Source organism: Spirosoma aureum (genome assembly GCF_011604685.1).
GTDB lineage: Bacteria > Bacteroidota > Bacteroidia > Cytophagales > Spirosomataceae > Spirosoma > Spirosoma aureum.
This window is the reverse complement of the sequence record NZ_CP050063.1, coordinates 6,463,592-6,490,401: the sequence shown is the minus strand read 5'-3', so window position 1 is coordinate 6,490,401 and position 26,810 is coordinate 6,463,592. Positions and strand designations below refer to the sequence as shown.

General features: G+C 47.3%; 24 protein-coding genes. 12 read left to right on the top strand and 12 right to left on the bottom strand.

What is annotated here, in order from left to right:
* Window positions 1-40 precede the first annotated feature (40 nt).
* Window positions 41-1,069 (top strand): SDR family NAD(P)-dependent oxidoreductase, encoded by a 1,029-nt coding sequence (locus G8759_RS25825; RefSeq protein ID WP_167214780.1) that lies wholly within the window; start codon window positions 41-43, stop codon window positions 1,067-1,069.
* Between the two features lie 90 nt (window positions 1,070-1,159).
* Here the strand turns inward: G8759_RS25825 and G8759_RS25820 are convergent, their stop codons facing one another.
* A complete protein-coding gene (locus tag G8759_RS25820) occupies window positions 1,160-2,491 on the bottom strand; it encodes a M20/M25/M40 family metallo-hydrolase (RefSeq protein ID WP_167214777.1) in 1,332 nt (443 codons plus the stop codon).
* Window positions 2,492-2,676: 185 nt separating this feature from the next.
* Between G8759_RS25820 and G8759_RS25815 the strand changes: the two genes are divergently transcribed.
* The 3 genes from G8759_RS25815 (at window position 2,677) to G8759_RS25805 (ending at window position 6,582) form a co-directional block, all read left to right on the top strand.
* Window positions 2,677-4,263, top strand: a complete 1,587-nt coding sequence (locus G8759_RS25815) for an amidase family protein (protein WP_167214774.1) — start codon at window positions 2,677-2,679, stop codon at window positions 4,261-4,263.
* A gap of 120 nt (window positions 4,264-4,383) precedes the next feature.
* On the top strand, window positions 4,384-6,027 hold the full coding sequence (locus tag G8759_RS25810) for a M14 family metallopeptidase (protein WP_232074321.1): 1,644 nt from the start codon (window positions 4,384-4,386) through the stop codon (window positions 6,025-6,027).
* Window positions 6,028-6,084: 57 nt separating this feature from the next.
* On the top strand, window positions 6,085-6,582 hold the full coding sequence (locus tag G8759_RS25805) for a YybH family protein (protein WP_232073945.1): 498 nt from the start codon (window positions 6,085-6,087) through the stop codon (window positions 6,580-6,582).
* A gap of 116 nt (window positions 6,583-6,698) precedes the next feature.
* On the opposite strand, the gene G8759_RS25800 is transcribed toward G8759_RS25805, so the two are convergent.
* From G8759_RS25800 to G8759_RS25790, 3 genes are all read right to left on the bottom strand, one after another.
* Window positions 6,699-6,899: a hypothetical protein gene (locus G8759_RS25800; protein ID WP_167214768.1), complete on the bottom strand. Its 201-nt coding sequence runs from the start codon at window positions 6,897-6,899 to the stop codon at window positions 6,699-6,701.
* 37 nt (window positions 6,900-6,936) lie between these two features.
* Window positions 6,937-7,068: a restriction endonuclease gene (locus tag G8759_RS25795; protein WP_232073944.1), complete on the bottom strand. Its 132-nt coding sequence runs from the start codon at window positions 7,066-7,068 to the stop codon at window positions 6,937-6,939.
* Window positions 7,069-7,242: 174 nt separating this feature from the next.
* A complete protein-coding gene (locus tag G8759_RS25790; protein ID WP_167214765.1) occupies window positions 7,243-8,955 on the bottom strand; it encodes a glutamine--tRNA ligase/YqeY domain fusion protein in 1,713 nt (570 codons plus the stop codon).
* A gap of 192 nt (window positions 8,956-9,147) precedes the next feature.
* Between G8759_RS25790 and G8759_RS25785 the strand changes: the two genes are divergently transcribed.
* The 3 genes from G8759_RS25785 to G8759_RS25775 all read left to right on the top strand — a co-directional run bounded on the left by G8759_RS25785 (window position 9,148) and on the right by G8759_RS25775 (window position 15,102).
* Entirely contained in the window at window positions 9,148-10,485 is a 1,338-nt protein-coding gene (locus G8759_RS25785) for a TolC family protein (protein ID WP_167214762.1), read from the top strand.
* Window positions 10,486-10,597: 112 nt separating this feature from the next.
* Window positions 10,598-11,764 carry an efflux RND transporter periplasmic adaptor subunit gene (locus G8759_RS25780; protein ID WP_167214759.1) on the top strand — a complete coding sequence of 389 codons (1,167 nt, stop codon included), beginning with the start codon at window positions 10,598-10,600 and terminating at the stop codon, window positions 11,762-11,764.
* A gap of 98 nt (window positions 11,765-11,862) precedes the next feature.
* Complete coding sequence (locus tag G8759_RS25775; RefSeq protein ID WP_167214756.1) at window positions 11,863-15,102, top strand: efflux RND transporter permease subunit; 3,240 nt, start codon at window positions 11,863-11,865, stop codon at window positions 15,100-15,102.
* Window positions 15,103-15,162: 60 nt separating this feature from the next.
* Here the strand turns inward: G8759_RS25775 and G8759_RS25770 are convergent, their stop codons facing one another.
* Window positions 15,163-15,597, bottom strand: coding sequence for a DUF4345 domain-containing protein (locus G8759_RS25770; RefSeq protein ID WP_167214753.1), 435 nt, complete (start codon window positions 15,595-15,597; stop codon window positions 15,163-15,165).
* Between the two features lie 190 nt (window positions 15,598-15,787).
* Between G8759_RS25770 and G8759_RS25765 the strand changes: the two genes are divergently transcribed.
* Both G8759_RS25765 and G8759_RS25760 read left to right on the top strand, forming a co-directional pair.
* Window positions 15,788-16,447 (top strand): FadR/GntR family transcriptional regulator, encoded by a 660-nt coding sequence (locus G8759_RS25765; RefSeq protein ID WP_167214749.1) that lies wholly within the window; start codon window positions 15,788-15,790, stop codon window positions 16,445-16,447.
* A 43-nt stretch (window positions 16,448-16,490) separates the two neighbouring features.
* Window positions 16,491-17,699, top strand: a complete 1,209-nt coding sequence (locus tag G8759_RS25760; protein WP_167214746.1) for an MFS transporter — start codon at window positions 16,491-16,493, stop codon at window positions 17,697-17,699.
* A 41-nt stretch (window positions 17,700-17,740) separates the two neighbouring features.
* Here the strand turns inward: G8759_RS25760 and G8759_RS25755 are convergent, their stop codons facing one another.
* Window positions 17,741-18,838, bottom strand: a complete 1,098-nt coding sequence (locus tag G8759_RS25755) for a LamG domain-containing protein (protein WP_167214743.1) — start codon at window positions 18,836-18,838, stop codon at window positions 17,741-17,743.
* Window positions 18,835-19,698, bottom strand: a complete 864-nt coding sequence (locus tag G8759_RS25750; RefSeq protein WP_167214740.1) for an alpha/beta fold hydrolase — start codon at window positions 19,696-19,698, stop codon at window positions 18,835-18,837. Before G8759_RS25750 ends, G8759_RS25755 begins: the two co-directional genes overlap by 4 nt.
* 127 nt (window positions 19,699-19,825) lie before the next feature.
* On the opposite strand from G8759_RS25750, the gene G8759_RS25745 reads away from it, so the two are divergent.
* Window positions 19,826-21,163, top strand: a complete 1,338-nt coding sequence (locus tag G8759_RS25745) for a hypothetical protein (protein ID WP_167214737.1) — start codon at window positions 19,826-19,828, stop codon at window positions 21,161-21,163.
* An 89-nt stretch (window positions 21,164-21,252) separates the two neighbouring features.
* Here the strand turns inward: G8759_RS25745 and G8759_RS25740 are convergent, their stop codons facing one another.
* From G8759_RS25740 to G8759_RS25725, 4 genes are all read right to left on the bottom strand, one after another.
* Window positions 21,253-21,687, bottom strand: coding sequence for a DoxX family protein (locus tag G8759_RS25740; RefSeq protein ID WP_167214732.1), 435 nt, complete (start codon window positions 21,685-21,687; stop codon window positions 21,253-21,255).
* A gap of 213 nt (window positions 21,688-21,900) precedes the next feature.
* A complete protein-coding gene (locus tag G8759_RS25735; protein ID WP_167214729.1) occupies window positions 21,901-22,440 on the bottom strand; it encodes a hypothetical protein in 540 nt (179 codons plus the stop codon).
* Entirely contained in the window at window positions 22,412-23,485 is a 1,074-nt protein-coding gene (locus tag G8759_RS25730; RefSeq protein ID WP_167214726.1) for a hypothetical protein, read from the bottom strand. Before G8759_RS25730 ends, G8759_RS25735 begins: the two co-directional genes overlap by 29 nt.
* Window positions 23,486-23,550: 65 nt before the next feature.
* Window positions 23,551-23,730: a hypothetical protein gene (locus G8759_RS25725; RefSeq protein WP_167214723.1), complete on the bottom strand. Its 180-nt coding sequence runs from the start codon at window positions 23,728-23,730 to the stop codon at window positions 23,551-23,553.
* A 453-nt stretch (window positions 23,731-24,183) separates the two neighbouring features.
* On the opposite strand from G8759_RS25725, the gene G8759_RS25720 reads away from it, so the two are divergent.
* Window positions 24,184-24,894, top strand: a complete 711-nt coding sequence (locus tag G8759_RS25720) for a DUF2461 domain-containing protein (protein ID WP_167214720.1) — start codon at window positions 24,184-24,186, stop codon at window positions 24,892-24,894.
* 17 nt (window positions 24,895-24,911) lie between these two features.
* Window positions 24,912-25,358 carry a RidA family protein gene (locus tag G8759_RS25715; protein WP_167214717.1) on the top strand — a complete coding sequence of 149 codons (447 nt, stop codon included), beginning with the start codon at window positions 24,912-24,914 and terminating at the stop codon, window positions 25,356-25,358.
* Window positions 25,359-25,364: 6 nt separating this feature from the next.
* On the opposite strand, the gene G8759_RS25710 is transcribed toward G8759_RS25715, so the two are convergent.
* Window positions 25,365-26,756, bottom strand: coding sequence for a hypothetical protein (locus tag G8759_RS25710; protein WP_167214714.1), 1,392 nt, complete (start codon window positions 26,754-26,756; stop codon window positions 25,365-25,367).
* Window positions 26,757-26,810: the final 54 nt, after the last annotated feature.

Below are 26,810 nucleotides of genomic sequence, written 5' to 3'. Positions count from 1 at the left end.
GATGGTTGAATATCCTGTGCGTACAAAACAGCAACAGACAATGAACACCTTACTTAATCATGGATTTTGGTGGACGCTGGCAGGCATCGGAGCGGTGGTTGCAGCAAAAACCTTCCTGAACAAAAAACGAACGATTGACTTTCACGATAAAACAGTTGTCATTACTGGCGGTTCACGCGGATTAGGTCTTGAACTGGCGCGAAAATTTGCGCAGGAAGGTGCTAATGTGGCCATTTGTGCCCGCGATCAGGCTGAGCTGGACCGTGCCCAGTCAGATTTACGAATGCGCGGAAGTGACGTATTTACCTATGCATGCGATCTTACCGACAAAGCCCAGGTAGAGCAATTTATTACAGCGGTTGGGCAGGTGCTGGGGCCAGTGGATGTTTTAGTCAATAATGCCGGAACGATCATTGTAGGGCCGGTCGAGCACATGACCGAAGGTGATTTTCGGGAAGCGATGGAAAGTAATTTCTGGTCAGCGTTTACCATGATCAATGCCGTATTACCGCAGATGCGGGAACGCAAAACGGGTCGTATTGTCAATATTACTTCGTTCGGAGGGAAAGTAGCTGTGCCCCATCTGGCTCCTTATTCGGTTAGCAAATTCGCCTTTGTGGGCTATTCAGAAGGGCTTCGATCAGAACTACTGAAGGACGATATTCTCGTTACGACAATCTGCCCCGGCCTGATCCGCACTGGTAGTCCACGCAATGCGATTTTTAAAGGGCAGAACGAGAAAGAATACACTGTATTCAAGATCAGTGATTCGATCCCCCTGTTCACGATAGCCGCCGATGACTGCGCCCGTCAGGTTATAGATGCCTGTCGTACGGGAGAAGCAGAGCGGATTATTACGCTCCCGGCCAAACTAGCGGCTGCTATTCATGGTTTTGCGCCGGGTCTGGTAACCGACACACTGGCCTGGGCTAATGCGTTTCTGCCAGAACCGGGCGGAATTGGTGACCAACGTACGGTTGGCAAAGCCAGTGAAACCTGGCTCTCAGAATCAATACTAACGCGCCTGACCGATGAAGCGGCCGTGGAAAATAATGAGATGGGTAACTGAATAAAACGCAGTGATACGAAGCCGGTATAATTCAAACTATTGATCCGTGAATTATACCGACTTCGTGTTGCTGTGGTTTGACTTATAGAATTACTTCTTCCCAATGGGCGAGCCTGTCGTTTTATCAAGCCCTGCTTCGGCCAGCAACAAAAGTAATACCCGCTGCATACCCAGGTAGCCCTTGTCATTGAGCCACCACTCGTTCAAGGCATGTTCACCTCCACCTATGCCACCACTACCGATCGTGACGGCGGGTATACCCAGTGCGATTGGCGTATTGGCGTTTGTTGAAGATACTTCGAGACTGGGTTCCGCGTTCAGGTATTTTGAAACCGCCATGGCCCGTTGTACAATAGCGGCTGTCGCTTCTGTTTTTCCGGATGGCCGATCACCGATTTTTTTTACGTCTACGGTCAAATCAGGCCCCTGGCGTTTTATGCTGTTTTCATCTTTCAGGGCTTTCTGGACGGCTGCCTGCAACAATTGATCGACTTCATTGAGCTTCTGGGGACTTTCTGAACGCATATCAATTTCGGCCCAGGATTCGTAAGGAATGGCGTTTACCGACGTTCCACCACCAATAACACTGACACTATAAGTTGTTTTAACCCCTTGCCGTGTTGCCTTGTCGGCATCGGCTGTAAAGTAATAAATGGCTTTCCCTAACGCGCTGTGTGGGTTGACAATCCCAAACGACCCGTATGAGTGACCACCGGGGCCTTTAAATGTAACGCGGTAGCGGTGCGAACCCAGGCCACGGTGCGTGATGGAGCCAATACCATCGCCATCGACGGCAATGTATGAATCGGGTTTGAAACCGCCATCTTTGCGTAATAAGTGCTTAACTCCCCGTAAATCACCCAGACCTTCTTCACCAACGGCGCCTACAAAAAATACGTCAGCGTCTGTTTCAATACCGGCTTTTTCCATGCCTTTTAGAACGGTCAGAACAGCGGTCAAGCCACGCGTATCATCCCCGACGCCGGGTGCGTAGAGGGTGTCGCCTTTCTGCTTGACCTTCACATCGGTTCCTTCGGGAAAGACTGTATCCAAATGCGCTTCAACGATGACCGTTTTTTTGCCGGATTTTCCTTTCCGTTTGGCGATCACGTTGTTAACCTCATCGATCCAGACCGAATCAGCACCCGCTTCTTTCATCATAGCCGCATACTTTTTCGATCTTACCTGCTCTTTAAACGGTGGAGATGGAGTTTCCGTTAAGTTAATCAAGTCCTGTTTGGTTTGCGGTTCCAGATCGATGAACGTCTGAAAAGCTGTTTTCACCGCGGGCTGATCGGCCAGTTTTTTTATTTCGTCCACATAGCGTTTGTCAATAGCCGGTGCCTGCTGGGCCTTGAGAAGTTGGCTAGTAGAGCCGATCAGCAATAGTGATAAGGCGGCCGGAGCGAGTAGTCGATACATAAATGAGGTTGTATGGAAAACGTGTTGAAAAGAATATGAACTTGTACTTTTTGTGGGAGGTTGTTGATTGTTCTGCTTCAAGGCTTAGATTTATAGTAAAAATTTGCTGAAATAACTGTAAAGTTATAGCTTATTCTGTTGACTCCTGCCAAACTGCTCTGTTAACCTACACGATTCGCTCTTACATGAAGAAATTTGTACTGCCTCTATTAGCCTGTTTACTATTCCTGACACAGATAGCCCGCGGGCAATCATTTAAACCGGCACAACTGCGCGAGGCAACCGTAAGCAGCCTGCATGAAGCGATGCAGAATGGCAACCTAACGGCGGTTCAACTGGTCCAGATGTATCTGGATCGGATCGACGCATATGACAAACAGGGACCGTACCTGAACACGATCATAATGGTCAATCCAAAAGCGCTGGCTGAAGCCAACCGGCTGGATTCGATCTATAAAGTGACGGGCAAGATGGTTGGCCCCCTGCATGGTATTCCGGTCATTGTGAAAGATAACTACGATACCTATGACATGCCGACTACCAATGGTACGCTGGCCATGAAAAAGTCAATACCTCCCGACGATGCCTTTGTCGTAAAACGAATTCGCGAAGCCGGAGCTATCATCATTGCGAAATCGAATCTGGCCGAGTTTGCCTCATCTGGCCAGTTTTCCGTCAGTTCTATCTTGCCCGGTTATTCGCGGAATCCGTATGATATGAAGCGCACAACAGCGGGTTCCAGTGGTGGTACGGCCGCTGCCGTAGCTGCTGATTTTGGTGCAATTGGGCTCGGAACCGATACTGGAAGTTCGATTCGAGGTCCTGCTTCTCACCAAAGCCTGGTTGGGTTCCGGCCTACGCTGGGACTCATTAGCCGGGACGGCATCGCACCACTGGCAATGACCAACGATACGGGCGGTCCCATTTGCCGAACCGTTGAAGACGCCGTACGCGTTCTGGAAGTAATTGCGGGCCATGACAAAGCGGATACCGTGACTCGTCAAAGTGAAGGTAAAATCCCGGCAGGTTATCGGCAGTTTCTGGATAAAAATGGACTGAAAGGAGCACGGATTGGTGTATTTCGTCAGTTATGCACGCCGAAAAATTCTGATCCGCAGGTCTATGCACTGTTCAATAAAGCGCTGGATGAACTGCGGGCCGCTGGAGCTATTGTGATCGACTCTGTTCGGGTGCCTGAACTGGATACGATCAACAAATCGTTCGATACCATTCCACAGCTACGGCGTGATTTTAATCTGTATCTCGCTAATCTGGGGCCGAATGCCCCGCATAAAAGCCTGACGTCGATCATTAAATCGAAACAATTTCACCCCTATCTCGAAAAAACGCTGCTGGATGCGAATGCCGATACACTGGCTCCCGAAGCGCACAAGGGCTGGAAAAAGAACCTGGCCTTACGGGCCCGGCTGCGTCAACTGTTACTCCGGGCAATGGATTCGACACAGGTCGATGTGTTGGTTTATCCATCGTTCAGCTATCCACCCCGACTCATTGGCGATTTAAATACACCGTCGGGGACGAATAATAATGCCCTGTCGCCACCAACGGGTTTTCCAGCTTTTTCGGTGCCAATGGGTTTTACTTACGATGGTTTACCGGCTGGTTTACAGTTTTTTGGACGGCCTTATAGTGAGCCAGTACTCATTAAATTGTGTTATGCCTACGAACAGGCTACCCATCACCGGCGACCGCCCGAGAGCACACCACCGCTACCGAAGAAGAAAAATAAAAGCGTAATTGCGCTTCGTTAAATTCGCTACATGAAACCTGTCTCTTTGCCATCTAACGCTTATTTTCTTCGACTGGTCAGTCTGAGCTGGGGCGTAATAAACCTGTTGTCGGGTTCACTTTTTGCTCAGTCTAAAGTCTCGATGCTGACTCCTTATGAGCGCGATACGAACCAGACGGCCACCTATCCTCAGATTATCAGTTGGTATCAGCAGTTAGACAAGCAGTATGAACAAGCGAAACTTGTTGAAGTTGGCAAAACCGATATTGGAAAGCCACTTCATCTGTTTTTGCTGGCGGCCGATAAGCAGTTTACGGCCCGCCCCGACCGTGTCACACTATTGATTAACAACGGCATACATCCTGGCGAACCCGAGGGAATTGATGCCTGTATGATGCTGGCCCGCGATCTGCTGAAGGCCAGTAAGCTGCCCAAAAATGTGCTGTTGGCAATTGTTCCGGTCTACAATGTCGATGGTTCTCTGAATCGGGGTGTATCGAGAGTAAATCAGAATGGTCCTGTATCCTACGGTTTCCGGGGGAATGCCCGAAACCTGAATTTGAACCGCGACTTTATCAAAGCAGAAGCTGAAAATACACGTTCATTTCAACAGATGTATCAGTCGTTGAAACCACAGGTATTGGTTGATAATCATACGAGCGACGGGGCTGACTACCAGCATGTATTGACGTATTTTTCGACGCAGAAAGACAAACTCCATCAGGCTGTGTCGGGCTATATGACGCAAACGTTTCAGCCTGAGTTAGACAAAATGCTGGCGGCTAAAGGCTTTCCCTCCGCGCCCTACGTGAATCACATGGGTGATACACCTGAAAGCGGTCTGATGGGCTACAATGATTCTCCCCGGTATTCAACGGGCTACGCGGCCTTATTCAACTGTTTCGGTTTTACGCTGGAAACGCACATGTGGAAGGCGTATCCAGCGCGTGTAAAGGCATCGTATGTTTTCGACGAGGCCGTTCTGAGACTCTGCGAACGCGATGCGCAAACAATTCTGGCGAATCAGCAGCGGGCCGATAAGGCTGTTCAGCAGCAGACTAGCTTTCCGCTCAGCTACAAATGGGATCGTAGTAAAGTAGATTCCATTACGTTTTTAGGATACGAAGCGGTCTACAAACCCAGCGAGGTGTCGGGCCTGAAGCGACTTTATTATGACCGGACAAAACCATTTACGAAGCGTATTCCGTATCGAAACACTTTTGTCGCTGACGTAGAGGTCGACAAACCGGGTGCTTACATTATTCCGCAGGCCTGGCCTGAAGTAATAATGCTCTTAAAACGAAATGGTGTAAAACTGCAAACGCTATCAAGAGACACGGTGATTACCGTGTCGGCCTACTACATTGCCGATTATAAAAGTCCACAACGACCTTATGAAGGCCATTTTATCCATTCTGGGGTAAAACTGAGGACTGATCAGCAATCGATTCAGTTTTACAAAGGTGATTATCTGGTTAAGACTGATCAGGCAACGAATCGATTTATTGTCGAAACGTTGGAGCCGCAGGGCATCGATTCGTTTTTTGCCTGGAATTTCTTCGACAGTATTCTCGATCAGAAAGAATATTTCTCCGACTATATTTTCGAAGATACCGCTGCTGATTTAGTGAAAAACAATTCGGCCCTGCGCAAACAGTTAGATGAGAAACGGGCTTCTGACAAAGCGTTTGCCGAAAGCGCCGATGCTCAGCTGGACTTCATTTATCGGCAGACACCTTATTACGAAAAAACGCACAACCGCTATCCTGTTTATCGACTGAAGTAATTCAAAACCCAAACCTATAAGGTCTTTGAGACCTTATAGGTTTAGTAGCTATTGCCTATGATCCGTTCGTTGCCTTCTTTTTTTATCTATATGCTGATGCCATTTTATCTGTGTGCACAATCTGGCCCAATGAAGCTTACCCGAGCAACAGATATTTCTGCCATTCGGGCATTGCGAGCGCAATCGAATCGGGCCATTCAGGCTCGCGATCTGGCAGCTTTCGGTCAAACGATGCTACCAGATATTGAAGTAACACGCGGAAGTGGCCCACATGTATCGGGCCGGGATTCGGTGCTGGCGTCGGTTTCGGTACAATTCAAAGATCCTGACTTTCTGGGATATGTCCGCGATAGCGACAGTATTCAGGTCAGCACAGCCACATCATTAGCGGCCGAACATGGACACTGGACAGGTCGTTTTCAGCGACCCGATGGAATTCAAACGCTGACGGGTGTTTACCTGGCAATGTGGCGCAAAACCGACGCAGGCTGGAAGATTCGCTCCGAGCTGTTTGTTAACTTAGGCTGTACAGGGAGCGCGGCTTGTGGGAAGTAAAGGGTACTTATCAGTCTATGGATTTGGCAAATTTTCCAGATCGATTAAATCCTGAGGACGACCGATTGCCCGTAAACATAACACCACTTAAAACTACGTACTCAACGCCATCTTCGTTAAATAGGCTTATTAGATTTAAGTACTTGTCCTCCATTGCTTAAAGGGGGATTGTTGGGATTTGCATAATAAATGGCTTTTGCTCTACAAATTAGCTTCAGTGCAGCCACCAAACGCTCTTCCGGCGTTTTAGACCACCAATATTCTTTGCCGTAAGCCTGGATGTCGTCGGGGTTGCTGGATTTTCGGATGGGAGGCATGGGGAGTTATCGTTAGAACTGATCAAACCAGTCCTTTCTAACGCTTGCATTGAAAGATAATATAAAAACTCAGAAATCCACCTATCCTAACGATGCCTTTACCGTCAATACCTCCATCTCCAGTTTTTCCAGTAACCTCTACCTGAACAAAACCACTTTCACGTAGCAATTAAAGCCTGAACAACTCATTGAACTTTGGTAAAGTAGTATGCTTTTTGGTTTTGGTCATTCGGATTCAGGTTCTTAAAGTATGAATACAAAAATGGTCTTTAGTTGGCAACTACCTGTCTACTGACAGTCATTGCAAATAAAGACCATTTTTATTGGTAGGTATACTCAAAATTTACCCCCGCTTCACCTCTTTCGCCCAACTGTCTTTCAGCGTGACGGTACGGTTGAAGACAGGCCGCTCGTCAGTAGAGTCCTGATCGAGAATGAAATAGCCTTTGCGCATGAACTGGAAATTACTCTGGGCGCCAGAACGGGCTGCTTCCACTAAAGCCGGTTCAACAAAAGCGCGAACGACTTCCAGCGAAGCTGGGTTCAACAACTCCCGGAATTCACGCTCATCGGCCGCTGGGTTCTCAACCGAGAACAGGCGGTCATAGAGCCGAACTTCAGCCTCAACGGCGTGTGGCACCGACACCCAATGGATTGTGCCTTTTACGCTGATGCCCGATGTATCGGAACCACTTCGGCTTTCGGGAATGTAGGAGCAATGCAGTTCGATGATTTCACCGGCGTTGTCTTTTACTACCTCATCGCACTTGATGATGTAGGCACCTTTCAACCGCACCATACCACCGGGAAACAACCGGAAGAACTTCTTGGGAGGATTCTCCATGAAGTCATCGCGCTCGATGTACACCTCGCGGCTGAATGGCACATTACGTTCGCCAGCCGTAGGATCTTCAGGGTTGTTTTCAATGGGCATGACCTCTTCACGGCCAACTTCATAGTTCGTAATGACCAGTTTCAGCGGTTTTTCGTCCAGCACGGCCATCACACGGTGGGTCGTCTTGTTCAGTTCCTCACGGATGCAGAACTCCAGCAGGCCCACGTCGATCAGGTTGTCGCGCTTGGCAATACCAATGCGATCGGCAAACTCACGAATACTGGCAGGCGTGTAGCCACGGCGACGGATACCCGCAATCGTTGGCATACGGGGATCGTCCCAACCGTTAACATGGCCTTCTTCTACCAACTGCTTGAGCTTACGTTTGCTCATGACCGTATAGGTCAGGTTGAGCCGTGCAAACTCGATCTGACGGGATGGAAACAGGTCCAGCTTGTCGATAAACCAGTCGTATAAGGGCCGGTGAACTTCAAATTCCAGCGTACAGAGCGAATGCGTGATGTGCTCGATGGCGTCTGACTGACCGTGTGCGAAGTCGTACATTGGGTAGATGCACCACGTATCGCCCGTACGGTGGTGATGTGCGTGCTTGATCCGGTAAATGATCGGGTCGCGGAGTTGCATGTTCGGTGAGGCCATATCAACCTTAGACCGCAACACTTTGGCACCGTCGGGATATTCACCGGCTTTCATGCGACGGAACAGATCCAGGTTTTCGTCTACGCTCCGGTCGCGATATTGACTCATGCGTCCCGGCTCGGTAGGCGTACCTTTCTGAGCAGCAATCTCTTCCGCGCTCGAATCATCGACATAGGCCAATCCTTTCCTGATCAGCGTTTCTGCCAATGTGTAAAGCTGATCGAAATAATCGGATGCATAAAACTCGTTTTCCCAGTCAAACCCCAGCCAGCGTACGTCGTTCTTGATCGAGTCAACGTACTCGGTATCTTCCGTAACGGGGTTGGTATCGTCGAAACGGAGATTCGTTTGCCCACCATATTTATCGGCCAGGCCAAAATTGAGGCAAATCGATTTAGCGTGGCCAATATGCAGGTAGCCGTTCGGTTCGGGCGGAAAACGCGTATGAACGCGACCTCCGTTTTTACCGGCTGCAATATCTTCTTCGACAAATTGTTCAATAAAATTCAGAGACCGGTCAGCTGTACTGTTCTCCAAAGAGTCTTTCGTTGCTTCCGCCATGGCGCATATGTACTGATAAAGTCCCGAAATTACAGTGATCAAATGGGTTTGGCAAACGAAAAGCAGCATTATAGAGGAAAGCTATCTTATATTTTAGAGTATAAGCGAACAAAATGATACTTGTAAATAGTTGTAGATAGTACACGCCGTTGACTATCTGCCAGGGGCGGTTTAATTGCCCTTCACGATGTTATGAAAAATAGTTTTATTAGCTTCCTCTTAGTATTTGGATGTTTATTGTCCGTCAGAATACAGGCTCAGAAAAGCAACGATTCTCTAGCGAAACAGGCTTATCTTCCAGATTGCATACAATATGCATTAAGCCATCAACCCGTTGTTCGTCAGTCGGTTATTGATCAGGAAGTTGCCGAACGAACTGTTCAAAGCTCCCTGGCCGCCTGGTACCCGCAGATCGCTGCTGGTTATAACTTACAGCACTACCTGAAACTTCCGGTTACGCTCATTCCGAACGCCAATGGTGAGCGTATTCCAACGGCGCTGGGCGCCCAGAACACCTCGACTGTCTCGTTTTCACTGTCTCAGAGTATTTTTAGCCGTGATTTGCTGTTAGCCAGCCAAACCGCTGATGCTTACCGCCTTCAGGCTGCCCAGACAACGGTGAATAACAAAATCAATGTTGTCGTGAATGTGAGTAAGGCGTTTTACGATCTGATTCTGACGCAGCGACAAGTCGATATTCTGAGCGAGGATATTACGCGCCTGCAACGGAGTTTGCAGGATGCAACGAATCAGTATCAGGGTGGTATTGTGGATAAAACGGATCCTCAGCGGGCGAAAATAGCGCTCAACAATTCGATTGCCCAGCGAAAGCAGTACAATGATCTGATTGGGTCAAAATACCAGACGCTAAAGCAACTCATGGGTTATCCGCCTAACTCCCAACTGACCGTTACCTATGATACGTTGCAACTGGCAAACGAAGTGACGCTGGATACGATGCAACTGGTTAATCCGCAAACCCGCATCGAATACCAGCTCTTACAAACGCAGGGACGGTTATTAAACGCTAATGTTCGATATAACCGTTGGGCTTATCTGCCAACTGTATCGGCGTTTGGTAACTACAATCTTCTCTATCAGAACAACGCTTTTGGGCAGTTGTATACGCAGACATTTCCGAACTCATTGATCGGTTTGTCGGTTGCACTACCCATTTTTCAGGGTGGCAGGCGAATCCAGCAACTAAAGATTGCCGAACTACAGGTTCAGCGACTGGATTGGGATTTAGCTTCCCTGACGAGTGCCGTCGATGCAGAATACGCTCAGGCGTTAGCAACGTATAAAGGCAATCTGGCCAACTATCTGGCTTTGCGCGAGAATCAATTGCTTGCCGAGGATGTCTACCGAATTATTAACCTGCAATATCGATCCGGTATAAAAACATACCTTGATGTGACTATTGCTGAGGCAGATCTACGCACGTCACGCCTGAATGTGTTCAATGCATTGTATCAGGTGTTAATCAGCAAACTGGACGTTCAACGGGCATTAGGTGTCATTCGGTTTTAAGTTTTTGGAAGTGATGTCATTGTCTAAACCATGACATCCTGATATATTATAAAATGTTGGGTTTGAGCTGGTAACAGTTGCCCGCCCGACAGCACACAACGTACAATCTACTATGATCAAACGCTTTCTTATTCCAGTTATAGCTGTATTTCTCACTGCTTGTGGGGGCAATAAAAACAATCAGCAACAAGCTCCACCGCCACCAACGGCCGTTACGGCCTTGTCAGTATCGAAGGGGAACGCGACCTATTATGACGAATTCCCGGCTACAGTTACGGCCCTGGTTCTGGTTGACATCCAGCCTCAGGTAGCTGGTAACATTACAGGAATTTTCTTTCAGGATGGGCAGCCTGTCCGGAAAGGGCAGAAGCTATACACGATCGATCCGCAACAATACCGGGCTGGTTATGATCAGGCGGTGGCGAACCTGAACGTGCAGAAAGCAAACATGAACCGTGCTCAGAAAGACGCTGACCGGTATAATACCCTGGCTCAGCAGGACGCTGTTGCCAAGCAACTGGTCGATAATGCAAACGCAACCCTGGAAGCAGCTAAAATGCAGGTTGAGGCTGCTCAGGCGAGTATCCAGCAAGTGGCAACGAACCTGAAATATACGACGATTTTCGCGCCACTTGACGGCACGATTGGTATCTCGCAGGTACGATTAGGCGCGGCCGTTGCACCTGGGTCAACACCTTTGAATACCATTTCGTCGGATAATCCGATTGCCGCTGACGTTCAGGTTGATGAGTCAGAGATTTCGCGCTTTCTGCAACTCCAGAACCAGAAATCAGTCGCCCGCGACTCAACCTTTATTCTGATGCTTCCCGATGGTAGCCGTTACCCATATCCTGGTTCGGTTCGCATTGTCGACCGCGCTGTCGATCCGCAAACGGGCACCATTCGCATTCGAATTGCCTTTCCGAATCCTAAAAAACAGCTTAAAGCCGGTTTATCCGCCAACGTTCGGGTTAAAAACAGCACAGGCAAGCCACAACTGCTGATTCCTTATCAGGCCGTGACCGAGCAGATGAGCGAATATTTCGTCTGGGTAGTTGGCGATAGCAGCAAAGTGACGCAGAAAAAGGTAACCCTTGGGCCACGTATCAATGATAAAGTTGTGGTTCGAAATGGGCTAAACGAAGGCGAAACAATTGTGACGGAAGGAACGCAGAAGGTTCGTGAAGGAGCTGTTGTGAAAGTAACGTCTCCGGGGCAGACAACGGCTGGACCGGGTGGAGCGAAGCCTGAATCGAGTAGCAAGCAGGCTGCAAAATAATAAGTATGGCGTAATCGGCATGGTGATCTATTGAAGTTCCTTTAATCAATCACCCTGTTACCCCTGACGGGACCGTTCACTCAACAATTTAGAAAATTATGTTTGCAGAAAATTTCATTAACCGACCGGTAACTGCCATTGTTATATCCGTCGTGATTGTGGCATTAGGTGTGCTTGCTCTGCTGAGTTTGCCGGTCAGCCAGTACCCCGATATTACCCCCCCGGTTGTACAGGTAACGGGCACCTATACCGGAGCTGATGCGCAGACGGTCGAGCAAACGGTTGCCACGCCCATCGAGACACAGGTGAACGGTACGCCCGGCATGAGCTATGTGCAGACAAATGCCACCAACGACGGCCGGATGACCATGAACGTAACCTTCGACGTGGGCACGGACGTAAACATTGCCGCGCTGGATGTTCAAAACCGCGTTGGTATTGCTCAGCCGCAATTGCCCGAAGAGGTTACCCGCCTGGGTGTAGTAGTTCGGAAAAGGAACCCATCGCTGTTTATGCTGGTGGCCATTTATTCGCCCAAAGGCACGCACAATGTGTCGTTTCTGGATAACTACACAAACATCTACATCCGCGATGCGCTGTTACGCGTACCGGGTGTGGGCGACATTTTTAGCCGGGCCGATGACTTCAGTATGCGGATCTGGCTCAAACCCGACCGGCTGGCACAGCTTGGCCTGACACCTGACGATGTCGTTGGCGCTTTACAGGAACAAAACCTGCAAGTAGCGGGTGGTTCGGTAGGTGCTCCGCCACAACCTGGTTCACAGGCTTTTGAATACACCGTTTTTACGAATAGCCGACTCAGTAAAGAGAGCGAATTCAACAATATTATTGTTCGTAGTGATCCATCACGCGGGTCGTTAGTATACCTGAAAGATGTAGCACGGGTGCAATTGGGTAAATTTTCGTATGCCAGTAATTCGTTTGTCGATGGCAAACGCGCGGCTTATCTGCTTGTTTATCAGTTGCCGGGCAGTAACGCGCTGGAGACGGCAGAGGGTGTCTACGCAGCAATGGACAATCTGAAGAAGACGTTCCCCAAAGATATTGAATACGTAGTGCCGTTTGAGTCTGTATCGGTCATTCAGGTGTCAATTTCTGAAGTGGTCGAGACCTTGCTCGAAGCCCTGGTACTGGTTATTCTGGTCGTATTTCTGTTTCTGCAAAGCTGGCGTGCCACGCTTATTACGCTGCTGGCTATTCCGGTGTCTATTATCGGTACGTTTGCCTTGTTTGTGCCACTTGGGTTCACCATCAACACGTTGACTCTCTTTGCGTTCGTACTCGCGATTGGTATTGTGGTCGATGATGCCATTGTGGTGGTGGAAGCCGTGCAGGTAAATATTGACAAGGGCATGTCGCCGAAAGAAGCGACAGTAGAAGCGATGCGGGAGATTTCGGCCCCGGTTATTGCCATTGCCCTCATTCTGGCGGCTGTGTTTGTACCGGTCGGTTTCATTCCGGGTATTGTTGGGCGATTGTATCAACAGTTCGCCATCACCATCGCCGTTTCGGTATTGATTTCGGCGTTTGTGGCCTTGTCGCTGACCCCCGCTTTATGTACGCTGTTGCTTCGCCCGATGCACATCGACGAAAAGGCAACCGGCTTAAACAAGTTTTTCTACAAATTTAACCAATGGTTTGAGCGGGTTACGAATTCGTACTCAAACGGGGTGCAACGGCTTATTAAAGCCACACCGCTGGTTATTGTGGGCCTGGTTGTCTTATACATCGGAACGGGCATGATGTTTCGCTCGAAACCAACCGGGTTTATTCCAACCGAAGACGAAGGTCGACTGATTGTGACGTATGAAATTCCTGAAGCGGCTTCTACTACCCGCAGTCTGGAGGTACTCAACAAAATCATGGCTATCCTTAAAGATCAGCCTTATGTCGATCACTTTGCGGCTTTGGGTGGCCTGAACGCGGTTACCTTCGCGTCGAAGTCAAACAGTGGGACCGTATTTATGAAACTGAAACCCTGGGACGAGCGTAAAGAGCGCAATATGCAGGCCGACTCGCTGGTGGTGAAGTTGCAGAAAGCATTGGCGGGTTTGAACGATGCCCGACCGCAGGTTTTGCAGCCGCCCGCTATTCCTGGCCTTGGGCAGTCATCGGGTTTTACGTTTGAAATTCAACAGCGCGAAACCAATGATGATGTTCGGGCTTTCGATAATGTGGTTCAGAATTTTCTTGGCGAGTTAAACAAACGGCCAGAAGTTGGCCGTGCTTTTACGTACTTCACGGCCAAAACCCCAGCCTATCGGGTTGAGGTTGACCGCGATAAATGTAAAAAGTTAGGTATTTCGGTTAGCAATGTGTACCGAACCATGCAGACGTTTCTGGGTAGTCAGTACGTCAATGACTTCATTATTTATGGTCGGAAATTCCGGGTGGTAGCCCAGGCCGACACCATGTATCGAGCCGATGTCAAGAACTTGGGGCAATATTATGTTCGAAACCAGGCTGGGCAGCTTGTTCCCATCAGTGCTATTATCAAAACCACCGTCATCGAAAATGCACCTCTGATTTCGCACTTCAATCTGTTCCGGTCGGTTGAGCTAAATGGTTCTGCCAAGGAGGGATATAGTAGTAGCCAGGTCAATGATGCGCTCCGTGAAGTGTCAGCTAAAGTGCTTCCGGCGGGATATGCCTACGATTTCGGAGGGTTGAGCCGTGAAGAAATAAACGCCGGTAGCAGCTCGATTTATATTTTCATGCTGTCGGTGGGGTTTGTGTTTCTATTCCTGGCTGCTCTGTATGAGAGCTGGTCAGTGCCGTTCTCAGTGTTGCTGTCGGTACCGATTGGCGCATTTGGCGCTATTCTGGCCCTGATTCTGTTCCCGTATTTAAGCAATAATGTGTACGCGCAGATTGGGTTGATTACGCTGATAGGTCTGGCTGCCAAGAATGCCATTCTGATCGTAGAGTTTGCCAAAGAGCGCGTTGATAGGGGAGAGGATCTGCTGGAATCGACAATCGAAGCGGTTCGTTTGCGGTTACGCCCGATTCTAATGACCTCGCTGGCGTTCATTCTGGGCGTATTTCCGCTGGCTATTGCCAGTGGTGCAGGCGGTGTTGCGCGGGCTACGATCGGCCGGACAGTACTTGGCGGGATGTTGGCCGCTACCTCGCTGGCCATATTCGTCGTACCAGTGCTTTACGTGGGTATAACACGACTGGCTTATGGTAAAAAAGGTCTGGCGGCCTTAAAAGCAAACGCAAAAAAAGGTGAACAGCCAAGTGAGCCAATGACACCCGCAACGCAACCAGTTTCGGCAAACGGGAAAAGTCGCAACGAAACCAATCATGAAGCTTAACCTTTAACAAGCAGTAAATTTGGTAGGTGGTGCAGGATTTCTCAATCCTGCACCACTTTTTTATGCCGATTGAAGCTTTGTCTTTGTCGGAAAGGTTGCCGATTGAGGACTGGTCAGGTAAAGCATTACTCCAATGACGAACAGCACAGATTCAGTGACTAGCCATTGCGTACCGAAATCTCCCAAAGACCCTTCCGTAAAGATGGTAACTACACGCGACAGCGCATAAAAGCCCCAAAGTAAGCTTAAAAAGGCTAATCCTTTCTGGATGTCGTTGATCATCAGGTAAATGAGGCTGATAAATAATGTTAGGCCCACACCGCCATAAACGCCCCTGATTGAACTAAAGGCATCCGTGTTGTTCAGTTGAACGTGAACAAGGTCCATTACCGATTGTGGACTGGAAAAGGCCATGATGCTGACCGATAAAAGAGCTACTGCTGATAGAAGGATATATCCCTGCGAAAGTCGTTTTAAAATTGCTTGCTTTTTCATTAGGCTTGTTTGCTAGTTGACGGGCAAAGTTGTCGCGCCCTGACTCAAATAATCTTGGTATTTTTCAAGATTTTGGACGTTGCTTTCGTGTATGTATGTGCTGAAATGCACTAAATTTTTCTCATTTATAAAAAGCAGGAGGACAATTTTATGGTAATTTTTTACTTTTGCTGAAACATCAGATGATCCGATGAATGGGGACAAAATTAATCGCCTTAGTTTACCCGACGAGGTAGCTCGTAAACTGCAGGAACAGATTTCATTAGGCAAATGGGGGCCGGGTGAACGATTGCCCACCGAACCAGAACTGATGAGCTATTTTGGTGTTAGCCGCTCCACAATTCGGGAAGCCGTACGCATTTTATCCAACACGGGCTGGATTCGGGTACAACAGGGCGCAGGAACATTTGTTGAAACCAACAAGCCACAGCAGGAGTCCTTAAGTCAACGATTACAACGGGTCAATACGCAGGATCTGGAAGAAGTACGCTTGATGCTTGAGCACAAAATAGCGGGCAAAGCGGCTCTCAATCGTAGCGAGGAAGATATTGAGAGAATGACCTTTTTTCTCAGCGAACGACGGAAATATGCCGACCTAAATCAACCCAAAGACTGTATAGCTGCCGACATTCACTTTCACACCCGGATCGCTCAGGCATCGGGAAACTCCATTCTGGCCGATTTGTACCAGGCCTTTGCCACTCAACTTACGAGTTCGTTTCTGGAAAAGTTTAAAACCACGGACGAATTTAAAGCAACTCAACTATTGCATGAGCAACTGCTCACCAGCATTATCGAACAGAACGCCGAAGCTGCCTGGCATTTTGCTGATAAGATTGTCAACCATTAATTGATTTCTATTTATTGTTAAACATCAGATGATCTGATCTATTATGGGACAAGTAACAGCACCTGCCCAGGCTACACTGACCGTTGAAAAAACGGTGTTTCCGATCTTGTTTGCGATTAGTTTTTCGCATCTGCTGAACGATACTATTCAGGCAATTATACCCGCTATCTATCCTGTCATCAAGCAATCGTTCCGCCTTAATTTTACGCAGGTGGGTCTGATTACGCTTGTTTTCCAGATAACGGCCTCACTTCTTCAACCATTTGTTGGCTTGTTTACCGATCGAAAACCGATGCCTTATTCACTGGCAACGGGCATGAGCATTACGCTGATTGGTTTGCTAAGTTTATCAATAGCAGATTCGTTTCAGTGGTTGCTGGTTTCAGTAGCGCTGATTGGTATGGGTTCGGCTATTTTTCATCCAGAGGCTTCCCGACTGGCCTATCTGGCATCCGGGGGAAAACGGGGTATGGCTCAATCGTTATTTCAGGTGGGAGGCAATGCCGGGAGCGCTATTGGCCCTCTACTGGCTGCCCTGGTGATCGTTAAGCATGGGCAGTCATCGGTTAGCTGGTTTGCTGCCATTCCCTTGCTGGCCATCGGCATACTGGCGCTATTAGGAAATTGGTATAAAAAACATAGCGTTCGACGTCAGACTAAAGGCCAGGGGCTAGAGCTGATGCCTGGCCTGTCTAAGAAACGGGTAATTATATCGATTGCTATTCTGCTGGTGCTGGTCTTTTCCAAATACGTGTATATGGCCAGTATGAGCAGCTATTATACATTCTATCTTATCGAAAAATTTCATTTATCTGTCCGGGAGTCGCAGTTATATCTCTTCGTGTTTTTGTTTTCCGTTGCCGTCGGCACCTTTATCGGTGGGCCTATTGGCGACCGGATCGGACGTCGGTATGTAATCTGGATCTCCATCCTGGGAGCCGCCCCGTTTACCTTGCTCTTACCGCACGTGAATCTGTTCTGGACCAGCATTATCACCGTGTGCATTGGCCTGACGCTCTCTTCTGCATTTTCGGCAATTCTGGTCTACGCTCAGGAACTTGTTCCCGGAAAAGTGGGGATGATCGCAGGGCTATTTTTTGGGTTTTCATTTGGAATGGCAGGCATTGGCTCAGCCGTTTTAGGACGACTGGCCGATGCTACCAGTTTGGCTTACGTCTATAATGTTTGCTCTTTTCTTCCCTTATTGGGCATACTGACTGCCTTTTTGCCCAACCCGCCAAAGGCTAAGTGAGGTATCAGAAAAGACTTGGTAATTAAGGTCTATGTGTTTAATTACTCGATTGTTAATCCGCTCTGATCGGCAATGATTCCCTGTATTCCCCAGCCGCCAAAGGTTTCCGAGACGGCAATCCAGAGTTCATTTTTGCCCTTCTTCAGATCCAGATAGGTGTCATCGAAATAACCAATTGTACCCAGAAAACGATAATCGCGTGACATGAACCCATCTTGTCCGCTGTAGAGCAGTCGGCCATTACAGTAAACTTTAGCCCGATCGCTGAAACCAAACTGAAGTTTCTTGATTTGGGGCTTGTCTGACACCAGAGTCACTTTGGCAAAAACCGTATTGAGGCCCTCGCGTAATTTGCTGATCTGGGAAAGGTTGACAACACCCGTATTTTCGGCCGGGAGGGTATGCCACATTGCCTGTTTAGCCAGATCCTGCGGAATTTCATAGCCGTTGTCGAGCCGCTTTTCATCGAATGTGTTCGAAATGTGCCAGCTCATTATCGTTCCTGGCTTTGCGGGTGCTGCCTGCTTATACGTGCCCAGTAAAGTAGGGTTATCTGTCTTGGTATACTGAAAATTTGCATAGCGGGTAAATACGGGCGCGCCATTATCCAAACTGATCTTTCCTGGCTTTGCTGCCCGTTTTAACTGGTGAATCACCAGAGCAGGCTTACCTTGATCGCCGACATAGACCTCTGCCTGCGTACCCAGAACCACCAATCTGATATGGACCCATTCGTCTAACGGGTATGTCACCGCAGTCGAATAGCCATCGCCATAGTAGAGTTGCCAGGCTTCCTGCCGCTTGAAAACGGGCATATATTGAATGGCATCGGGGTTCCCTAATTGATGGGGCCGCAAATAGATTTGTTCAAAATTTTCCTTGTCCTGAATTCGGAATCCGAAACCTGGGAAATAACGATTCCTGGAAAGGGTCATATCGAATTCAATAATTCCATTCATGAATGTGCTGTCCTTGAGGTAAATAGCACCTCCCATGAGCCGGATGCCCTCTTTCCCCTGAAAGGTTTCTTTTTCCATCTTACCCTCAATAGTCCAGGTAGACGCATCGAAGGGGGCTGTCGTTTGAGCAAGAACGTAATGACCCGTGACCAGCCAAAAGGCCAATAAAAGGAATTTCATTGTTTTGTGGTTTTGATTGATTCGTTGATAAACGGGGAAATGGCTTCCCAAACCGCCAGGAAGTTGCAGTAAAGCACCACATGGCCACAGTTCGGAATGAGTGAGAGTCGCCCGGTATGAAGTAACCGGTAGGTTTCGAGCAGTTTTTCCGTTTTGAAATAAGGATCTTTATCGCCAGCCATGAGCAAAACCGGGCATTTGAACTGCTGAATAGCCTCATCGGTAATGAATGTTGGCTGATTCCATAGCACATCTAACTTATCCAGGAACTCATTCCAGCGGGCAGGTTCGGGCATGAGCTCCTTTCTGGATTTTACGAAATCGGGCGCCATCTTATCCAGCCGTTCTGCTGTCATTTTACCCTCTTCCTGTGTGCTCAATGCCCGATCGGCAGGTCGTCTTGGTGTACCCATAGCGATCAGTTTTCGGACCAATTCGGGGTGTTTTGCGGTAAGGTTGTAACCCGTAATGCCGCCATCGCTAAAACCGACCACGATAACGCTATCCTTAGTTAAACTACGAATTACCTGATAGGCATCGTCGGCCAGTTGTGCGTATGAGAATGCTTTCGTGCCAATCTCCGACCTGGCGTGACCTCGGGTTCCAATCGCGATCACCTGATGGGTTTGGGCCAGTTTAGGAATCAGGAACTCGTATTCGTCGATATAGCCGAACAAACCGCCATGTAGCAACACAACAGGCTTCCCTTTTCCGTAGATCTCATAGTAGATTTTGGCATCGCCCACGTTATAATAGTGACCCGTTTGCGGGTTATTGCCGTAGGGAATTTTGGTTTGTGCATTGGCTGCGTGAGCAGTAACGATAAGCCAATAGACAAAAGCGTATAGCCTGATTATCATGGTTTGTTTCAGTACATTTGGTCGTAGTGAAGCAAACCTGCAAATTCGATGGGAAACGGGCGATTCAACGCCGTTCAACTTGCGTTCAAGTTTGTACAAACTCTCAACTGGTTGATATAGAGGATAAATGGTGACTCAACAGGAAAGCCAGGAGCTCGACCGTTGCCGTAAACTGATTGAAGAAAAAGTAGGGTGGGGTAGTGGTGGAGGCTGGGCAACGCAGGACTTTGAACGACTCAGTGAACTGATCGCCGGGCAAACAGGCGTATCGTTGAGCATAACAACACTCAAGCGGGTATGGGGGCGAGTGAAATACGAATCGGCCCCAACGACAACGACGCTTAATGCATTGGTTCAGTTTGCGGGTTACGAAAACTGGCAGCAATTCAGGAATACATCACAAGTTCAGCCAATAGCACAATTGGTACCTGTTGACAATGTTCCCTCACCAAAGCCAGTTCGTCGGGCCACGAGAAAGCATTGGTGGATTGGCGCGGGTATTCTTATTGGTTTGATTGGTGTATCAGCCTTTTTTCTAAATTATGTAAGGCGTAAATCACTTTCGCCTGAACGTTTTTCGTTCAGCAGCCAACCGGTAACAAAAGGTATTCCCAACTCGGTTGTGTTTCACTACGACGCCACAGCCTCACCAACTGATCAGGTGTTTATTCAGCAATCATGGGACCCCAATCGCCGTCAGCCAGTTCCAAAGAACGGACATGAATACACGTCAATCTATTATCATCCGGGCTATTTTCGGGCGAAGCTGGTTATTGGTGATCAGATCGTTCGGGAGCATAATCTGATGATTCCGTCGGATGGGTGGCACATTGCCGTCATGCAAGAGCCAGTACCCGTTTATTTTCAGGAGAACGATGTGATTAAAAACGGCATGTTGAGCTTATCGGTAGCTGCCATTCAGCAGCATAATATTCAGATGCAGCCTAAGCCACCGACCGTTCGTTATCGCTACGTGCAGGAATTAAAGAACCTTCGTAACGATAATTTTACGCTGGAAACAAGAGTGAAAAGTGATTTTAAGCGGGGTTCCTCAATCTGCCAGAACGTTACTATTATGATTCTGTGCAAGAATGAGTTTTTCTCTATTCCACTGTCAGCAAAAGGATGTGTAGGCAATCTGGATATCTACCTGGCAGGCCATTATGCTGACGCCAGGAACACCGATTTATCTGCTTTTGGAGCCGATTTATCACAATGGGTCGACCTTAAGTGCGAAGTTCGAAATAAACGAGCGCAGGTGTTTATCGGCGGGGAAAAGGCATATGAAGCCCTTATTCCAACAGACGCCAGAGATATTATCGGTATTAGCTACGATTTCGAGGGGACTGGATCAGTAGATTTTACACGCTTTACTCAGTCGAATGGTCAGGTTGCTTTTGAAGACAAGTTTGATGCGCCCCGTAAGGCTACAACTGCTGTGCTAGTTGATAAAAACCTGAAATAAGCGAGCCTACTTCACTGTCGCGACTCATTAGTTTACCATAGAATTCAGGCGTGTTAAGTCAAAAAAAGCGGGCTCAACACGCCTGAAAATTATTGCGCATGTTGTTTCATGTATTCGTCCATAGAAAAACGCCCGGAGCCGATCACCAAAAATGTCAGCAACAAAGCCAGCACGATCAGCGACAGCCAGAGTTCAGAATTTAAGGCAGAAAAGCCCTGAGTGATATTCACGAAAAAAACCGCCCCGATCAGGATTGGAAGCTGCAACAGGATCATCAGGCGGGTAAGGCACCCCATCGCAATCATGAAACCGCCCATTAAATGCGCAAAGGCAACGTAGTGCACCAGAATTACTGGGAATAGCCCAAAATGCAGACCACCCACCAGTTGGGACAGGTAAGTGGTGTCGCTAATAAAACTGATTCCTTTCAGAACCAGTATCATGCCCAGCATAATCCGCAAAGCGTCAGTCCAGGCGGGGTGATGTGTGTCTCCCCAATGCTCAATGCGATGTAACAGATTCATAACTGTAAGCGGTTTAGTGAAAATCAACCGAATATACAGAGCTGGTTATTACAAAGCAAGCTGATTGCCAGAGAGTTATTTTATACCTTTCCTCGCTACAAACGTGTATTCCCTAAAGCCTGGAAGCAAATTCAGGAACCCGTTACCACTTTTATGTCCATAAGACACGAGATTTAAAAGTTATACTCCACTCCTAATTGTACGAAAAAAGCATTAATTGAAAGTTGGGTACCTCTCAGGTGGGAATAAAAAGAAATCTGGCCCTTCAATATAAGGAGTCAAGCAGTCAATGGGCTTCAAACCTTTGTGTAAACACCGAAAAAGGTCATAATCTCGTTGATAGGCTTCATCGATTGCTTTCCATCTGCCACTAGGGCTAGGACTGTCTGGCCCCATCACATAGTGACGATAAACAAGCCACTTACTCGGCACTGACTTTCCGTCTGTATACTGGGGCTTCCACTTCCCATTTTGTTCAACTAACTGCTTCTTTAGGTTTTCATAATAATCCTTAGGAGCATTTGAAGACACAGACAGGGTATCTAAAAAGCCGGTTTCAGTTAGTTTGAATTTAACCGTTACGACAGTAGCACTGTCTTTCTTTTGGCGAAACCCTGCATAAAATGACATGCCAGGATATTTTTTATTCTTCAACTGAGGAGGGCTTGACTGACTCAACGCAGGGAGCATACTAATTCCCAGTGAATAAGTAATCAGCAGATACTTAATTACAGATTTGACCTTGCAGACCATTTTTGTATTGAGAATTAATATAAGCGATTGACCCTGTTACACCTGTATTATTAGCTTGATCGTTTGCGATCATTGTTGCCCAAGCTGTTGTATCACTTAAGCCGCCCCAACTCAATGCCGTCAATTCATTTTGGTTCATAATGAATCCTGCATACAGCAGCGAATTTGCCATAGTCTGTATATAGTTGTTAGCCATTTGGTTGTGGTCAGAGGTATTCTGACCAGAGCCAAGGATCACATGCATTGCCTCATGTATTATCGTAGCTGCAATATAGTCTCGACTCGCATTCGCTAATGCGCCACTATTTAGCGTAATAACCCAAGAGTTATTTGTTTGGCTATTCATTCTCGTGTCAGCATCAACAGCGGAATCTTGTAAGTCTTCCCACAGGAAAGTTATTTGGATATTATTAGCCTGTGACCAACTTTTTAATGCACCAATAATATAATCACCTACCACGGATGAATTAAGGATTTGTCTAACTATATTCTGACTACAGCTTGGTAACGAATTGATATTAAAATTTGGATTAGGAAACTCCGATGGTCCTCCACCTGTGGGCCCTCCTCCCGGAGTATTGGGATTTCCATCTGGTGGACTACCTGCACCACACATTGAAGCATCGTATTCTTCTTCTTGTAAACTATAGCTTTCCCCATTATAGTAAGTAGTACCTCTACATGATGTTGATTGATATTCGGTATACCCTTTGATAACCCACTCGTTGTTATTATTCCAATAATAGCCGCTCGTATAATAACAACGATACGGATTACACTCACTGGCTATATGATATACTTCTGGCGTAAAAGGTGGTTTGGGTGCAGTTATTTTAGGCTTTTGCCCATGTGCTATATCTATTTCTGGTATATAATTACCCTTAAGCCAAAAGAAGCTCTGGTGGTCAATATTTTGAATATCGTGAAGCTGGCTTGAAACTAAAACGTTTCCTAGAAACTTTAACGGAGGCTTAACTTCTGAAATGGCTGGTTGTATGGAATACACTCTTTTTGAATATTCACTATAATCAGGAAGGAATTCCATACAGGTAGCTGAAAAATCAGACCTCTGTTTAAGTTCATGGATTGTTGGTGCAATTGGTAAGGACTTCACCTTTTTTTACCAAAAATCTTCCATGTTGGAATAATTACAGCTACTCCCCAAAAAGGAATAGTAGATTTCTGTGTACCTACATTAGAGATTTCGGGTAAGGATTTCGATAATGGTTGTGAGAAAGTGCTAGTATTAAGCAAAATCAAACTGGCTAATAAATATAGATAGCGATTCATAGCAAGGGGTTTAAATTAAATATTTATCATGTTTTGCTGTAAAAAATTCTGGTCCTGCTTATGAATATGACGTTGCTGAGGCCTATATGTAACTAATAGAGTGATAATTTTATAATAAAATAAAACAGACTAGACAGATGGTGCTTCGATTTTCAGCATCGAAGCATTTGGAAGCGGTCACAGGAATTGTCAGCCCTAGCTTTAAATACAGTCGTTTTGGGAGCCTCATTGCTTCTGATCTGGCAGCTGAAGCTTTACAGTCGTATATATCCATTAAGCGGACTGAATGATCAGCTGTCAAAAGCGTCTTAAATTCCGGTCAGAACTGGCTCGCCGAATGGGTAAGGATACAAGCAGTACGATCATTTCAGTTGGGCATGGTTTTACATGCGCTCACAAACTGTAGTTCATAAACCTTAACTTTTTTTCATAATTAGCTATCTTTGGTTAGTTATGACTACAAAACCATCTTCAAACGCTGTCTTTACCAAGGAGACATTTGATTTTCTTCGCGATCTTGTTCAAAATAACCATCGTGACTGGTTTCATGCCAACCGGGCTCGGTATGATGACGCCAAAAGTGAGCTATGTAGCGTTGTCGAGCGTGTACTGGCTGGCATGAGTCCGTTTGAACCGTTGGCCAATACGGCCGTGAAGGACTGTATTTTCCGGATCAACCGCGACATTCGGTTTTCGAAAGATAAGGCACCTTACAAGTCTAATCTGGCCTTTGCCATTGGCCCTGGGGGACGGCACTCGGGGCGGATCGATTATTACGTACAGATTCAGCCGGGCAACCAGTCGTTTCTGGGCGCTGGCATGTGGCAGCCGACACCCACTAATCTGGCTAAGTTTCGGCAGGAAGTAGACTATAATGTCGATGAGCTAAAGAATATTATTGAAGCCGACGAATTTAAAGCCTACTTCCCTGAAGTGCAGGGCGAAACGCTGAAGGTTATGCCCAAAGGGTATCCTGCCGACCATCCAGAAATCGAATTACTGCGCCGTAAAGAATTATTTTTCGCTCATCGATATACCGACAAAGAAGTTCTGAAACCTAACTTTGCTGATGAAGTGGTGCGTGGCTGCCGTATCATCAAGCCATATTGTGATTTTCTGAATTATCTCTTTTTCGATGAAAAGGAGGAACCCGTTATGCTTTAAACCAACGATATACGAACATGAAAATCCATTTCACTGTGCTGCTGGGCGTTCTACTGGCGTCGTTCGCCCAGGCACAGACAACAACGAAATTCCCGTCCGGCTACCTCTATAAGATTGAGGCAGGAGCTATAGGAAGGCAGGTATATGTCTGCAATCAGCGCCCATTCAATACTAGTGGTGAACTGGTTGGTGTGGGTGACCTAACCGCTCAGACTCAGCAAGTGTTTGAAAATCTGAAAACAGCATTAGGCACTGTTGGTATGACGCTTCGTAACGTAAAACAGGTGACCTATCACGTTAAAGGTCAAACAAGTCAGGTTAATTCGACTATATCGCAACAGGTTAATAGTGTTAGCGCTACGTATTTTACGCAGGGAGCACCGGGCATTGCCGAAATAAAAAGCATCCCCAAAATTGCCAGTGATGATATACTAGTTGAAGTGGAAGTGATTGCTGAAAAGTGAGCGTTTTTATTTTCTGCGTATAAAAAAGTACAGCAGGAGACCAATGATTCCACCAAGAACCCAAAGCCATTTGGAATAGGATTTATCTTCTGAAGGAGCCGGATCTGCGACTATACCATGCGGGTTTTTAGTTGTTGAATCGGCTTCCTCAAAATCCCTTGTGGTTAAAAAAACCTTTATTTTTCGCAACGATTGTAGGTCTGATGATTGGGCGCTATCGGAGTTATGGCTCGTTATAGCCATAAGATGTGGGGCGTGCGCTATGGCTAAAGGAATTCCGACTTTTAGTTGTAACGAATAGTCAAGGGTAGTTTCCGTGATGCCTGCCAGATCCTCAAAAACAGCAGGAGGATTAATGTTCCTGAAGTATTTATTGAGAGACGCATTGTTGCTGGTATTGGGTGTCATACCGCCCGAAATTGCGGGCATTTGTGCGGTGCCATGACAGGACAGGCAGGATGAACTAGGGTTGTCGACTGGTCCATTTAACCGATTTTTATAGCCTGTGTGCATTTTCCAGTCGCCAACCGTAAATAAAGTGACAAACTGAGGATTGATCCAGGTTTCAGTTAAGGGAGCCCCTGAATTGATGCTGGCCGGGTCATTGCCCCATTGGATCCCTACCGGTACTAATCGATCCCAGGGAGTTGCTCCGGGCGCGCTATCATTATAGGCGAAGGTTATCATGACCCAGTCTGTAGTTGTCCCGGCGCGGCTATCCTTAACGGCTATATCCATTTGAAGTAAGCGTAAGGTAGCAGGACCGCGTGTTGTTCCGGATAAGGTGGTATGTATATTCCCCTGCCAGGTAAAACTATTTGCCAGGTACGGTACTTCGGCAATGCTGGCATTCGTAAACAGGAGTTTCGCAGCAACAGTACCGTCGGGGAAAACGGCTTGTGTCGCAGACGGATTATTCGGATCGGCATACACTTTTCCAAGCGTGTAACCGCCTTTGTTATTATAAAAGCCTACCGCCCAGTTCTGCCAGCGGGTGAGTTGTAAAGGGTGTAGTTCTTTAGGCTGACTGTTTCTTTCACGAGTCATTCCATTGATGAACTCCCGACCGTTTGTTCCCCAGATCATGGAGGGAGCATGATACCATTTGCGGGTAGTATTATTCTGCAAAACCCAATCTTTGCTGGTATTGCCCGCTAAAACATAGCTTTTAACCGCGTTAATGTACTGTAAAGGTTGAGTTCGAAAGTCGAAGAGCGTCCAGGGTTTAGCCCCAACGGGTAGGCTGGTTGGGTAGTTTTTGCTAAGCGCGAAGACTTTGCCTGTCCATCCCGCCGGGATCGGATCAAGCGAACTCGACATAACATCCTGACTATAACTAATTGGAGCGCACCAACAAAACAGGGTCATTGATGCGACTAAAAGTAGAGCAGTTTTCATTGAAAAGTTGTTTAGGGTGGAAATAGATGACAAACGATTTTGCGCATAGAACTA